General features: G+C 35.5%; 15 protein-coding genes. All 15 read right to left on the bottom strand.

Annotation, left to right across the window (positions count from 1 at the left end; genetic code table 11):
* Positions 1-71 precede the first annotated feature (71 nt).
* The gene (locus tag IPK35_02420; protein ID MBK8052152.1) at positions 72-527 is read right to left on the bottom strand and encodes an isoprenylcysteine carboxylmethyltransferase family protein; all 456 of its coding nucleotides are present in this window, start codon (positions 525-527) and stop codon (positions 72-74) included.
* A gap of 20 nt (positions 528-547) precedes the next feature.
* Positions 548-1,249, bottom strand: a complete 702-nt coding sequence (gene radC / locus IPK35_02415; protein ID MBK8052151.1) for a DNA repair protein RadC — start codon at positions 1,247-1,249, stop codon at positions 548-550.
* A 369-nt stretch (positions 1,250-1,618) separates the two neighbouring features.
* Positions 1,619-3,265: a glucose-6-phosphate isomerase gene (pgi, locus tag IPK35_02410; protein MBK8052150.1), complete on the bottom strand. Its 1,647-nt coding sequence runs from the start codon at positions 3,263-3,265 to the stop codon at positions 1,619-1,621.
* 94 nt (positions 3,266-3,359) lie between these two features.
* Positions 3,360-3,932, bottom strand: coding sequence for a hypothetical protein (locus IPK35_02405; protein ID MBK8052149.1), 573 nt, complete (start codon positions 3,930-3,932; stop codon positions 3,360-3,362).
* Entirely contained in the window at positions 3,925-5,328 is a 1,404-nt protein-coding gene (gldE, locus tag IPK35_02400; protein ID MBK8052148.1) for a gliding motility-associated protein GldE, read from the bottom strand. The genes IPK35_02405 and gldE overlap by 8 nt, the downstream gene beginning before the upstream one ends.
* 36 nt (positions 5,329-5,364) lie before the next feature.
* Positions 5,365-5,829 carry a single-stranded DNA-binding protein gene (locus IPK35_02395; protein MBK8052147.1) on the bottom strand — a complete coding sequence of 155 codons (465 nt, stop codon included), beginning with the start codon at positions 5,827-5,829 and terminating at the stop codon, positions 5,365-5,367.
* Positions 5,830-5,856: 27 nt separating this feature from the next.
* Positions 5,857-6,936, bottom strand: coding sequence for an A/G-specific adenine glycosylase (gene mutY / locus IPK35_02390; GenBank protein MBK8052146.1), 1,080 nt, complete (start codon positions 6,934-6,936; stop codon positions 5,857-5,859).
* Between the two features lie 105 nt (positions 6,937-7,041).
* Positions 7,042-7,578, bottom strand: a complete 537-nt coding sequence (locus IPK35_02385; protein ID MBK8052145.1) for an RNA polymerase sigma factor — start codon at positions 7,576-7,578, stop codon at positions 7,042-7,044.
* Between the two features lie 211 nt (positions 7,579-7,789).
* A complete protein-coding gene (locus IPK35_02380; protein ID MBK8052144.1) occupies positions 7,790-8,326 on the bottom strand; it encodes an RNA polymerase sigma factor in 537 nt (178 codons plus the stop codon).
* A gap of 484 nt (positions 8,327-8,810) precedes the next feature.
* Complete coding sequence (locus IPK35_02375) at positions 8,811-9,248, bottom strand: FKBP-type peptidyl-prolyl cis-trans isomerase (GenBank protein ID MBK8052143.1); 438 nt, start codon at positions 9,246-9,248, stop codon at positions 8,811-8,813.
* 4 nt (positions 9,249-9,252) lie between these two features.
* Positions 9,253-9,699, bottom strand: a complete 447-nt coding sequence (locus tag IPK35_02370; GenBank protein MBK8052142.1) for an FKBP-type peptidyl-prolyl cis-trans isomerase — start codon at positions 9,697-9,699, stop codon at positions 9,253-9,255.
* A 54-nt stretch (positions 9,700-9,753) separates the two neighbouring features.
* Positions 9,754-11,919, bottom strand: a complete 2,166-nt coding sequence (locus IPK35_02365) for a hypothetical protein (GenBank protein ID MBK8052141.1) — start codon at positions 11,917-11,919, stop codon at positions 9,754-9,756.
* Positions 11,920-12,077: 158 nt separating this feature from the next.
* Entirely contained in the window at positions 12,078-12,509 is a 432-nt protein-coding gene (locus tag IPK35_02360; GenBank protein MBK8052140.1) for a cytochrome C biogenesis protein, read from the bottom strand.
* 155 nt (positions 12,510-12,664) lie between these two features.
* Positions 12,665-13,648, bottom strand: coding sequence for a hypothetical protein (locus tag IPK35_02355; GenBank protein ID MBK8052139.1), 984 nt, complete (start codon positions 13,646-13,648; stop codon positions 12,665-12,667).
* A 446-nt stretch (positions 13,649-14,094) separates the two neighbouring features.
* Complete coding sequence (locus IPK35_02350) at positions 14,095-14,688, bottom strand: YraN family protein (GenBank protein MBK8052138.1); 594 nt, start codon at positions 14,686-14,688, stop codon at positions 14,095-14,097.
* Positions 14,689-14,721: the final 33 nt, after the last annotated feature.

Raw genomic sequence — 14,721 nt, 5'->3', positions numbered from 1 at the left:
GCATATATATTACACATTGATGGTACTTTGCCTGATATTGATATTTACAAGGTGGTTTATATAATTTCCTATTACAACCAGGGAAAAAATCTTCCGGTATGTGATTTATAACTTTTATATTCAGAAAATTTATTGGTTAGTTGTTCCTCTTCATAGGCTGACTTATAATAAAAAAGGACAATCAATGCCGTCGTAATCATTAGCTGGTATACCGAACTCCAATACAAACTCATGCCAAAAAAAATCATGATCACTCCTGTATAAATAGGATGCCTGATATATTTATATAGGCCTCCGGTATAAAGTCTGGCGCTTTCTTTTGGAGTAGGAAATGCAGTCAGATTATGATTGAGCTGCAGGATGGAAACGATACATACAACGATACCTGAAATAAAAAGCAACAGCGCCGGTAACTTTAGGAATGTACAAAGCTCCAAGCCTGTCAATTCAGGATTCAGAAAAAATAGTGCAAATAGGGTAAATTGAGCTATTACATATGTATTGTCCTTTAGATTTTTGTGCAGCATGTTTTGTGGTTTCAAACATATCATAAACAACCTTCGTCAGCAAAACTGTAATATTCCATGTCTCCAATGATCAGGTGGTCCATCACAGTAATATCAAACAGAGTCGCTGCTTCTTTGAGCTTATGGGTGATTTTGATATCTTCATTTGAAGGTTTCAGATTGCCGGAAGGATGGTTGTGACATAGCACTATAGATGTAGCCAGGTGTTCTAAGGCACATTTCAAAACGATCCTTACATCAACTACAACACTTGCTATACCACCACGTCCTATGGACTGTAAGTGTATCACTTTACAGGCTTTGTTGCAGAGTAAAATCCAGAATTCTTCATGGGGTAGGTCGGCAATTATCGGATACAAAATATTAAAAGAATCTTTGCTTGAATTGATGACCGCCCGCTGCATTGGGTCGGTTTCTTGTCTCCTTCTGCCGAGTTCAAGTGCTGCTATAATATTGATAGCTTTGGCTTCACCGATGCCTTTGTACTTTTTGACAAGGTCTTTGATGGTGATTTTGCCAAGTTCATTCAGATTATTATTGTAATCACGAAGGATGCGCTTGCTCAAATCTACAGCTGATTCACCCGGTGACCCTGAACCAAGGATGATGGCTAATAATTCAGAATCCGACAGAGATTTCCTGCCTTTGGTCATCATTTTTTCTCTGGGTCGATCATCGACGGACCATTCTTTTATGGATTGGTATTGTGGAGAGTCAGACATAAGTTCTGCAGGTTTTCGAAAAAATTATTTTGTTTCACTTTAGCACTCATTTTCTTCCAAATCTCAAAAATAAGTATTTTATACTCAAAATAAATTGATTTGCGAAAATTAGTTTAATCAAAATACGGATTTAGAGTAAGGTCGAAGTTTATGTATACCCAAAGCGGTAACACGAAGCTTGTCTTTAAAGTTAGGACTTTCTCAGATTGTAAAGCTATACCTTTGCTAATTGCGTGAACAAAAAAGCATCAATGCATAAAAATATACGCATTCGTGCATAATCGAAGTTTATTGATGTACCCCAAATGGAATATTCGGAATAAAAAAATGAGGATTATTGTCTTTAATCAAAAAAAATCAGCAGTACAATTATAAAAATGCTTTCCATGCATTGATCAGTCCATTGGTAGAACTATCAAAAGCCGTGGTTTCGGTTTTTTTATCCAGTTCAGGTATGATGTTTCCTGCAAGTTGTTTGCCTAATTCCACACCCCACTGATCAAAACTGTAAATATTCCATATGATACCCTGTACAAAGATCTTGTGTTCATACATGGAGATGAGCTTGCCGAGAGTTTCGGGATCTATTTTTTTTACAAGAATAGAATTGGTAGATCTATTGCCTTCGAATACTTTAAAAGGTACCAACGGCAGATATTCTTCCGGTTTTTTACCGGCTTTTTCAAATTCTTCCATGACTTGAGCTCTTGATTTTCCGGTCATAAGAGCTTGTGTTTGGGCAAAAAAATTGGATAATAATAGCTTATGGTGATTTCCAATAGGATGATGTGACAAAGCCGGTGCTATAAAATCACATGGAATCAATCTCGTTCCCTGATGGATAAGCTGGTAGAATGCATGTTGGCCATTGGTACCCGGTTCACCCCAGATGATTGGTCCTGTCTGGTAAGTGACACTATTTCCGTTTCTGTCAGTGGTTTTGCCGTTACTTTCCATATTTCCTTGCTGAAAGTACGCAGCAAACCTATGCAGGTACTGATCATATGGCAAAATAGCTTCTGATGCGGCACCATTGAAGTTGGTGTGCCATATTCCTATCAATGCCAGGATCACAGGGATATTTTTTTCAAAAGGAGTTGAGCGGAAATGCCTGTCCATCTTATAAAACCCGGTTAGTAATTTTTCAAAATTGTCATATCCTATCGCCAATGCTATAGATAAGCCTATGGCTGAAGTGAGTGAATACCGGCCACCTACCCAATCCCAGAACTCAAACATATTGGCAGGATTAATCCCGAATTTTACTACTTCAGCAGTATTGGTAGATAGTGCTGCAAAATGTTTACTGACATGTTGTTCATCACCTGCTTTGAGTAGAAATATATCTCTTGCAGAAAAAGCATTTGCCATAGTTTCCTGTGTGGTAAATGTTTTGGAAGCAACGAGAAAAAGTGTGGTAGCCATATCAAGTTTTGAAGTGACTTCAGCGATGTGAGTCGCGTCAACATTGGACACAAAATGAACATTTAACCTTGTTTTGTATGGTTTTAAAGCTTCAGTGACCATCACGGGTCCTAAATCCGAACCACCAATACCTATATTGACTACATCTGTGATGGGTTTGCCGGTATATCCCTTCCATTTGCCGGAGATAACCTCCTGGCAAAATTTTTTCATTTTTTCATTTACCTCTTTTATTTTCGGCATCACATTCACTCCATCGACCATTACCGGCCGTCCTGATTTGTTGCGAAGAGCAGTGTGCAGTACAGCTCTGTTTTCAGTGACATTGATTTTTTCTCCATCAAACATAGCAGAGATCGCTTCCCTGAGCTTGCAGTTTTTTGCCAGATTCAGGAGAAGTTTCATTGTATCATCAGAAATATTGTTTTTGGAGTAATCTACCAGGATATCATCGAAAGTAGTTGAATATTTTTCGAATCTATGTTTATCCTGACTGAACAATTCTGAAATAGTGATATGTTTTGTCGCCTTATGGTGTTTTGTCAGTTTTTTCCATGAAGCAGTGGTAGTTGGATCAATATTGAAAAGCATAACTTCAAATTTTATTAATTGTCAGAAAAACTATGAATCTGTAAATTTATTTTTTGAACTCAAAAAAGCATTTACTTCCACTTGAAAGACGAAATCAAGCTATCGATATCTGCTTTGATGAATGAAGCATTGGCGCTGTTGAATCAGGATTCACCTTACTGTTAAAATACATCCCACCTCTGAAAAAATGATTTTTTTCATCTGTAAGGTAAAACTGTACCGGACTCGCCACAGGCCCTTCAATGTCAAACAGTACACCTTTGATACCTTGCGGAGTATCAATGATGGATTCTTTACGGTAATTGGCTTTTATATTGTGCTTGCCGGCTATATAGAAAGCATCATTTATAAGCCCGGAAAGCGTTTTTGATTTCGTAATGGTATAATAACTGCAATGAATACTGGCATTTAAGGCCGGAACTTGTATATCAAACCAGCATGGGTGACTGGGTTTTCCATCAAAAATAAATGAATCCTGTACTATATTACAATAATCAGGAAGTCTGAATGTAAAATTGCATAACGAAGTATCAAAGGCCGTCATATTTTTTTCCGGATAAACCACCTTTGGATACATTCTGGCTTTGGGAAGTTTTATTGCTTCATCATCACATCCACTCCATATGAATAACAATAATAATAAAAAAAGATTTTTGGATTTAAGCATGGATAAATAGGCTTATTTTTTCAATTCTTCTTTTAGTAACGGTCACAACTTTTAGTGTAGTATCATTGATAGTAATTTCTTTTTCTGAATTAGGTATAGCACCGACTATCTCAAGTATCAAACCAGCCAATGAGTCTGCATCTCCTCTCACATCATCGAAATATCCTGCACTGACACCAATGATACGGCATACATCATTGAGAAGTGTTTTGCCCTCAAAGATATAGTTATTGTCTGAGATTTTGATAAAATCCACATCTTCTTCCTGATCAAATTCATCTTTGATGTCTCCCACTACTTCTTCCATGATATCTTCAAGAGTAGCAATTCCCGCTGTACCTCCGTATTCGTCTACAATGACTGCCATATGCATCCTCTTGAGCTGAAACTCTCTTAGTAATTCATCTATCTTTTTTGATTCGGGTACAAACAAAGCCGAGGGTCTTATCAACTTTTGCCATTCAAACTGATCTCCTTCTTCAGTATATGCCAGCAGGTCTTTTACGTAAAGGATGCCTGATATACTATCCAGATCTTCCTTTATGACAGGGAGTCGGGAGTAGCCGGATTCCTTTACTATTTTCATGACTTCTTTGAAGGTATTCTCAACATCAACATACACAATATCCATGCGCGGATGCATGATTTGTTTGGCAGAAGTATCTCCAAAATTGACAATACCTTTCAATATATCTGCTTCCTGAGTAGCGTGAGGAGTATCATTGGTCATAGTAAGGTCAATGGCAGCGTCTATATCTTCTTTGCTGGTCAGGTTCTGACTACTATTGGCAGATAACCTTTTTTCCATTTTTGACGACCATCCTACCAATATTCTGCTTATCGGATTAAACAACCACATCAAAAACGTCAGCGGTCCTGACATCAGATGTACTATCTTATGTTTGCTCAGTGTGGCGTATATTTTTGGCATTGCCTCACCGAACAGCACTAATATAAATGTCACACCCACTACTGTGATAAGAAAATGGAAAATTCCTGCAATAGCTTCAGGTGTGGTTAAGCTATAAAAAATATTGTCGTGAAGCCACGTTCCTATAGACAATAATGTAATAGGTCCAAAAAATATTTTTACAATAATATCAGCTACAATAACAATGGCCACATTTACAAAGTTATTGGCAATCAATATAGTAGCCAGAAGGTATCTTGGTTTCTCTTTGAGTAGTAATGCTCTTTTTGAAGAAGGAGAATTTTGTTCTTCAAGATCTTTGATGTCTTTGATTCCCAATGAAAAATAAGCTACCTCAGACGATGAGATAAGCCCGGAACAAATGATGAGGACGATAAAAATTAAAAAAGGAATCAAAAGTTGTCCTGATGGCTCAGTGACGACACTTTGAAAAGCTATAAAAGACAAACTGGGCTCAGGGTCCAAAATTTACATTTTAATTAATAAATAACTGCATCGGCTTTAAAATGGTAAGTCGTCAGCAGGAGGCACATCCTGATTTGCTGATGGTGCACTGGTAGAGGAAGGGGCGTTAATAGGCTTGTTGAAAGGATCGTCTTCTACTCCCGGAAATGAGGTAGAAAATCCACCGCCTTTATTTTCACGTTTTTCCAATGAATAAAGAGTATTAGCCACAATTTCAGAAATGGTTCTTTCATGACCTTCTTTATCCTGATATTTTCTGTGGGTGATTTTACCTTCTATAAATGCAAGACTTCCTTTCTTTAGTTCTCGCTCAGCTTTTTCAGCAAGATGTCTCCACACTACGATATTATGCCATTCAGTAACAGTCTGCCATGTATCATTTTTATCTCTGTAATTTTCATTGGTAGCCAGTGTAAAAGTACCAACTTTCGTACCATTTTCCAGTGTTCTTATCTCCGGATCTCTGCCAAGATTACCTACAAGAGTGACTTTATTTATCATAGGTTGATTTATTTTAAATTATTGTGATCAATAGTTTTTACTACCGGAATTGTTTTCCAGGTAGAAAGTGATGATTTTTGGAAATGCAAAGTTTGATACTTTTTGGCTATCTACCAAACAATATGGTTGTTTTATTTCTCCAAACGTACAATTTAGTGATATTTTATGGAAATCTGCGTGTATAATACGATGCGTTAATATTTGTTTGAGTCGTATCACTTTGACAGGAGTAGCCCCTATCTCATTTTCCTGCAATATTTTGAGCAGTAATCCGGTAATATCGTCTCTGTCAGGTGTGGCTTCTTCGGCAGATTCAATCATAGGCAATTCATATAGATTTTTCCAGATATCATTCTCAGTTCTTTGTATTATGATAGTTTTGCCTGATGTATCCTGTATGTCATAATAGTGGAAATATCTGATAACTTTTTGTACTCTTTTTGATTTATTCGGAATGCTCTGGACCAAACCCTGATGATATGCTACGCAATATTCATTCATAGGGCATTTGATACAATCGGGTTTCCCGGGGATACATACCAAAGCTCCAAAATCCATCAGTGCCTGATTGAACTCAGAAGGTTTTGTATGCCGTATGGCCTCTTGTACAAATAAGTAAATCTCGTTTAATACTTCTTTTGTGTCTACTGGTTTTGTGATGCCATTGACACGGGAGACCAATCTGATCACATTTCCATCCACGACGGGATAAGGCAACTCATATGCAAATGATCCGATCGCAGCAGCTGTGTATGGTCCTATACCTTTTAACTTTAGCAAACCATGATAATCTTGGGGAAAAACTGAGTGATGAAGATCAACTATTTGTTTTGCAGTCTGATGAAGATTTCTTGCTCTGGTGTAATATCCCAAGCCTTGCCAGGCTTTCATGACTTGATCGGTAGTAGCATCTGCCAGAGCGTTGACATCGGGAAATAAATTTAAAAATCTATGATAATATGGTGTGCCTTGCTCAACTCTTGTCTGCTGCAGGATAATTTCAGAGAGCCAGATTTTATATGGATCAGTTTGATTTTTCCAAGGCAATGACCTTTTATTTTCTGACCACCATTCCAGCAAATGAAGAGAAAATTGTCCTGTATTCATTAAAAATATCGGTAGTGTAAAAAGAAGATGTTAAAATTTTTGACACAAAAAAAGGTCATAAAATAAATCATGACCTCCAAAAAAAATTATTTTAAAAGAGAAACTCTATGCAGACAATGATCTTACCAAAGAATAGTCTCCATAGTTTTCCTTAATCATATCTTTCAATGCTTTTCTTGCAAAAAATATGCGGCTTTTTACTGTACCGAGAGGAAGATTGAACTCATCAGCTATTTCCTGATATTTGAATCCTTCATAGTGCATTACAAATGGAATCCTGATACTATCTTCAAGAGAATTGATCATACCATTTAGTTCGTCCATGAGAATATTTCTTGCGCCATCATTTTCAATAATAGCACTACCTGAATTGATAAAATACAGGTTATCAGTAGAATCTATGATTGTATTTGACTTTGCCTTCTTACGATAATTGTTGATGAAAATGTTTTTCATTATCGTGAATGTCCAGGCTTTAAAATTGGTATCAGGTCTGAATTTATCTCGATTTGTTATAGCCCTTATAGCAGTCTCCTGATAAAGGTCTCTTGCATCTTCAGTATTTTTTGTAAGATTATAGGCAAAAGCATTTAACGAATCTGTAAGAATTTCAAATTTTTTATCAAATTCCAGCGTCGACATGCCAAAAACTTTTTTGTTGCAACAAATGTACAATTTTATTGAACAACTAACAATAAAAGTTCGTCAGAATAGTGTTAAAAAAATACTAAAATTAAAAACCCCATACCAAAGTCGCTCATAATCAATGCATTTTATTTAGAATGGTTTTAATTAATTTTGACCTTATTGATCACTTTTATTCATTTAAACAAACTCTAAGAGCATATTTATGTCACGCTATCATGGACTTAACTAAATAAATGTCTCCATAACTCTTTCTAATCATATCTTTTAAGGCTCTCCTTGCAAAAAATATCCGGCTTTTTACTGTCCCTAACGGCAGATCAAATTGCTCAGCTATCTCATTATATTTGTACCCTTCATGATGCATCATAAACGGTATCCTGATAGTATCATCAAGAGAATCAATCATATTGTTTAACTCTTTCATCAGCATATTTCGGCTTCCGTCATTAGTAACTTTTTCAGTACCACTGTCTAGAAAAAATGTATTATCAGTGTGATCAAGTATAGTGTTGGACTTCACTTTTTTCCTGTAATTATTGATAAATATATTTTTCATGATAGTAAATGTCCAGGCCTTAAAATTTGTCTCAGGTCTAAACTTTTCCTGATTGTGCAAAGCCCTGAAAGCGGTTTCCTGATACAAATCTCTTGCGTCCTCACTATTTTTTGTAAGGCTATAAGCAAAAGCATTTAAGGAATCTGTAAGGATGTGCAGGTTGTTGCTAAATTCTATCGTTGACATAATATTTAAAATTTGATACAAAGATATATATTGTTTAACAAATGAACAAATAAAGTTAAACAAAATATATTTATGGACATATAATTACTATTGATAAGATCCGTCAGGGCTCCTAATTCTACTTTGTCACCTTCAAAAATCTAGGTCAATTACACTTTCATCAATGTAATCAACTGGTAACCTGATAATTTTTGATAGATAAAGATAAATGTATGGGTAAATTAGGGTCACAACTGTTGGGTTACCCAACAGTTTCCAATCAACCAGAAAGTCCGGGTAATTTAACAAAGTAGAATTAATAAAGGCACAAAGTAGAACTAATGGGTGTATCTCAAAATTGCACTATATTATATAATTTTTAAGTTTCAAATTTAGTGTATTATCCTAGTAGATAAGAGTTAAAGGGTGGGACGTCCCTTCAGTGAATGAGGGTAGCGGGCAGTTTAAACAATTTTAGTGCAAAATTGGGATACACTTGAACTAATTAAAAATCTTCTACTTTCACATCATAGATCAGAATAGCGTTTTTACGTACTCCAAAAGGTGGATTGGAACCATATCCAATGCCGGAAGGTATTATGACTGAACCCTCTGACATTTTCCCAAATTTTCCCAATCCAAACTGCAGGCCCTTCAGAGCAAAAGAAAGTTTTAGAGTTACCTTTTTTTCCTGCGGGGACTGATCGAAAACTACTCCATCTGTGTAGTATCCCTTATAGGATAGTAAGATAGTGGCATTTTCTGCAGGCCTGCTTTGGTCACCCTGTTTTGTGATAACTACATGAACTCCGGATGTATCTGTTGATATGAGATTGCGTGTGTCGAGATAATTGAGTATTGTAATCCTGTCTTCATCTTCCAGATCAGAGCATGACAGAATTGCTATCAATCCCAATACCATCATCTTTCTGAATGATATCATCTGATCAAAAATCAAAAACTTCGATATCAAAAATTAAAACAGTGTTGGGTCCTATGTTTTGGTTCCCTTTTGGGCCATATCCATATGCTGAAGGTATTAATAAAACTCCTTTACCGCCTTTACCAAACTTGGGAATACCGATCTGCCACCCTGCAACCACCCCGTACAATGGAAAGGATGTCTTTGCGTTAGAATCAAAAGTGCCACCATCCAAATAATACCCTTTGTACCCTACCGTGACAGTACTGGTTAGTTTGGGTTTTTCGGCACTTCCTTCTTTTTCTACGATGTAGTATACGCCTTCAGGTGTTTTTTGGGCTTTTTTATTATTGGCTAAGAGGTACTCTTCAATAAGCTTGGTATCTTCTTCAAATTGTTCGGCCGGGGATAGATCTTTGCTACATGAAATTAGGCAGACAAAGACCGCAATTAAATATAATGGATATTTCACTGTTACTGGGTTTTTATTGAAAATTGCAAAATTATACTTTTAACAAATAATATCCTAATTTTGGTTTTTACTGTTTTGAAGACTGCATTTCAAAAAGTCCAGATAACTCTCCACGCCTTCTGCAAACGGTCTTGGACTGGTGATTACCTTTTGATCATTTGATGCCATCACATAGAGGGGCTGGCTGTTTTGTTCAAAATTGACAATCTGAAAATCTGCCCATTTATTTCCAACATTTCTTAGTTTATTGCCGCTATGCTCGGAGATATATACAGATGATAGTTTTTTATCATCGTCTACATATAACGAAATCAAGACTAATGAATCATTCAATATACCTCTGATTCTGTCATCTACCCAGATGTGCTCTTCTGTTTTTCTGCAATTGACACATCCATATCCTGTAAAATCCAGCATGACAGGTTTACCTGTTTCTTTAGCATAAGTCATACCTTCGAAGTAGTCTTTAAAACAATTGATATTATTGGCACATTTGGAATAAGATGGATATTTGGCTTTGATGGTGGGATCGACTTCCTGTAAATCCAGAAAAAAATTATAGTGTGCAGGTGGTGCAAGACCGCTCATCAAAGACAATGCTCGATAGTCACCGGTTTTTTCATTTATTCTGAATCCTGAAATGAGATAAATTACCAAAGCTACAGAGAGCGCAGCAAACCCAATTCTGGTTATCGAAAGCTTTTTGAGAGGGCTATCATGTGGAAATTTGATAAATCCAAATAAGTACAATGCCATACCAGCAAAGATAAGTACCCATAGTCCCATAAATAATTCATACTTTAAAATCCCCCAACCATTGGTCATATCTGCCACAGAAAGGAACTTAAAAGCTAAAGCTAATTCGAGAAATCCAAGGACAACTTTTACAGAATTCATCCAGCTACCAGATTTTGGCAGTGTATTGAGCCATGCAGGAAATGCAGCAAATAAACCAAAAGGTAAAGCAAGTGCTGTAGAAAACCCTAACATCACTAAAAATGGCCCAAGATACTCTCCTTTAGTAGCCGCCTGAACTATGGCAGTACCAATGATAGGTCCTGTACATGAAAACGATACTAATGCCAGTGTAAATGCCATAAAAAATATCCCTATCAAACCGCCTTTGTCAGCAAGACGATCACTGCCTGTACTCCAGCTACTGGGTAACGTAATTTCGTAAAAGCCAAAAAACGAAAATGCAAAAGCGATAAAAATTACAAAAAACAAAGTATTTGCAATCCAGTTGGTAGAAAGACGGTTCAACGCTTCAGGGCCTACAAAAATGGTGATCAGAAGTCCAATCAATACGTAAATGACTATAATGGATACACCATATAATAGCCCGTTTACCCAACCTTTCCGATTTGTATCTTTGGTAAAGAAACTGACGGTGATAGGCAACATTGGAAAAACACATGGAGTAAGTAGTGCCAGCAATCCGCCAATAAATCCAAAAATGAATGTCCAGAAAAGTCCTTCTTTTTTTTCTTCCATACCTCCGCACACACTCACCGGATTTTTGTAAGTATTCAACAATGCCTCCACACGCTGATCTATTTTGTTGCCATTGATGACTGCACCATATTTAAAATCTGTTGCAACTGCTTGTGCAACTCCTGATGTATCAGATGGAATTCCTGTTGTTGTTTGAGGGTTTGCAGGCTCCGTTATGGTTTTAATTTCCTGAGCTACTGACTTGACAGGTTCGGAACTATTTTCTGTAGTAATTGGCGCAGCACCATCAGGAGGTATTCTGAGTGTAAATTCCGCATCTGTGGGAGGAAGACATTTCTCATTATCACACGCCATAAAGTTGACGTAGCCGACGATAGGCTTTGATGCATTGATTACTCTTATTTTTTGCTCTATTACGAATGGTTTGTCAGCAGTAAATTTGATCACATTGACACCAAAAAGAGGATCCATTCCTTCTTTTTTTGCACCTGATTCTGTAGGTTTACCTATCAACTCAATGCCTGATTTTTCATCATAGTTGATCGATGTTGGTACCGGACCATCATCAGAAGTGTATTGTGAGTACACAGTCCACCCTTTATCTACATTGGCTATATATCTGAGCTTGTAATCACTCCCGGATACTTTTTCAATCTCAAATCTCCATTTGACAGGATTTAATATCTTGCCCTGTCCTTCGCCTTTGGTGTAAAATAGAAAACTGATTAAAGTTAAAATTGCTAATCTCATTTTCATTGGTTGCATTTATAATTAATAATTGGGAGTTCTTTTGGCGTTATATGTTAAAATGAATTATGCCTAAAAACGCATTAATATTTTGATGGAATACCTTCTGGAAAACTATTTCGGGTATTGAATTATATTTTCTCACTTTTGCTTAAGTGTAAAGATATAAAATTGATTCAAAATTTAAAATCAAACTCTACATCTGTCGGGGGCAGACATTTAGCTCCGTCGCACGTCATAAAAGTCACATAACCCTTGCAACTCTCAGCATCTTCCTTTTTTATGATGTAAGAAAAAATAGCCTCATCTTTAAATTTTATGACATTCACCTCAAATAAAGGGTCAAACTCTGTGGTAGTTTTGCTTTTTTCTACGAACTTCACTTCCTTGTCACCAACCACAAAAGAAGTAGGTACTGGACCATTATCTTCTGTAAACTGTGAGTAAAGTGTCCAACCTTTTTTGATGCCGGCTGATGCTACAATTTCATAGTCTGTATCATTCAGTTTTTTGAATTCAAAAGACCATTTTACAGGGCTCTCTTTTTGCGCGATTACTGATGAAGCTGAGAAAAAAAATAGTAAGGCAATCAAAATATTAAACTTCATATTATGTATTTATTTAATTTTTATATCACTCATTTTAAATTGATGGTGCAAAGATAATTCCAATTATTATGAAATTGGGTGACTACAGTTACCTTTAATATAAGTTTAACCAAATTATTATTTGATAAAGTAAAATAATTTAATCGGAAACCTCATCAAATAACTAATAATTTGAATTGTGTTAATAAAATCAGGCCCAAAATCATAAAATGTAACAGTTCATGGCTGATTTTTGACTTTGAATCACTGATCAATATACCTGTGAGTATGGATAGCGGGATCGCAAGTGTCAATAAGTGCATAGAACCATCTGTACTGAAAATCAAAAATGATATCAGACTGTATAACAATATCCAATATAACACTGCTACTTTCTTTTGTACTTGTATAATCTTTTTGCCGGTCAAAGTGCCGTAATTGAGTATACAGACTAACACACTAAACAGAATAAATCCTATAGAAATATAATTGACAATTAAAAAATTTGATTCAAAAAAAGGCAATCTGAAAAACAGTTCTTTTAAAACTGAAATATCCATTAGTGATGTATCTGTGAGATATCTGTATGTAAACAAAAATAAATATGGTATAAAAAATCCCAAAAAGTACTGGAGTTTTTCTAACAACTTGAATGATCGCAGTATAAGTAATATGATGATACCAAAAAATACCATAAAGACATAAGGTGTATAAAATAATGAGGCGACGCTTATATAAAAACCGGCATTAAAAATACATGCAGCAGCATTGGGAAGTTTGTATGTTTTAAACAAGTTCATCAAGGCAAATATGATAAAAGTATTGCCCAACAATGCAGGGTGTAAAACTGTAAAGTCCGTCACCACTGTAACAAATACCACATATATTAATCCTGGCAATAAAGTTATCTCTCGGGATAATCTGTGTTTTATAAATGTGTGATTGATGATGATAGCATGTATAAAAATCAATAGAATTGCAATAATGCTTTGCAAAACTGGAAAATCAATGAAGCTATAAAGCCCCTTAAGAATTTCATTGGAAGTTTCCTGAACCTGATATTTCTGTGGATAAAATAAAGTAGCCAGCCTTACCAGAATAATATATGGTAAAAGCAGCAAACTGTTTATAAAAAGATTTTTTCTGAAAATCTCAAGCAAGGGACACTATTTTATTGTTATACTTCAAGAAATTTAGAGAATGTTTTGAATTTCTGCCCTTTCGGTCAGATGAAAAATCTAACATACACCTTTTGCAAAAAATCAAGCATCATGATTGACAAAATATTAATGCATCAGGACCAAAATTTTTACAGCAAAATATCTTTTGAATGTAAATTAGTGATGATCAATGATTTGAAATGTGCAAATTTAGACTTTATTTTTTATTAATGAAAGATAAATTTCCCTTTTTTTGATGGTTAAATAAAATGCACGAATTGTATAAAGCTATCCTTTACCATCTATCACTTGATGTCCAATTCTTCTATTTACACTCAAAATAAATTGGTTTGCGAAAAATTCATCTACTATTGTATTCATTTTGAGTATAAAATTATGACCTAATTGCTAAGACATCAAACACTTAATATTAAGAATTTAAAACATCAGAATTTTTGGGGTACAAAATCATCTGCGTTAATAATCATTGCGGAATTACCTGTTGCTTTGATTACAAATAGTTTTTCACTTTGAGCAAACATTTCACTTCCACTGTCAGCTTTCAGGAATGCAATTGCTCCATAGACCGTAAAGTTTTTGTACTCATCCAACCAAACTCTGACTTGTTTAAGTTTTTGTACAAAAGCTTTTACATCTTGTGTTTTTAATGTAGTTTTTACTTCTACGATGACTATTTCGGTACCATTGTGGGCTATTATGTCAAACTCATAATTATTCCCTTCATAGTTACCTTTTCTGCGCATAGAAGTATCATGAACATTGATACCTTTTGCTTGGAGTAATTTTATTAGATCACCTTCCACAAGACTTTCCATTAGTTTTCCCCATTGTCCTTCGAACAGATCAAAAGCGGCTTTTATTCTTTTGTCCGTTTCTTTAAACTTAATATCTGTTTCCTTGAATTTACTATCCGTTTCTTTAAATTTACTATCCGTTTCTTTAAACTTATTATCGGTTTCCTTTTGAGAAAGCACCAATTCTTTTAGCAATTGTTTTATTTCCTGTATTTCGACTTCCATACTTTCACATTTAAGAAATATAAACAATCATCA

It is taken from the genome of Saprospiraceae bacterium, from assembly GCA_016713025.1.
GTDB lineage: Bacteria > Bacteroidota > Bacteroidia > Chitinophagales > Saprospiraceae > OLB9.
Note: the sequence above shows the minus strand (reverse complement) of the source record. Positions and strands in the feature narration are given on the sequence as shown.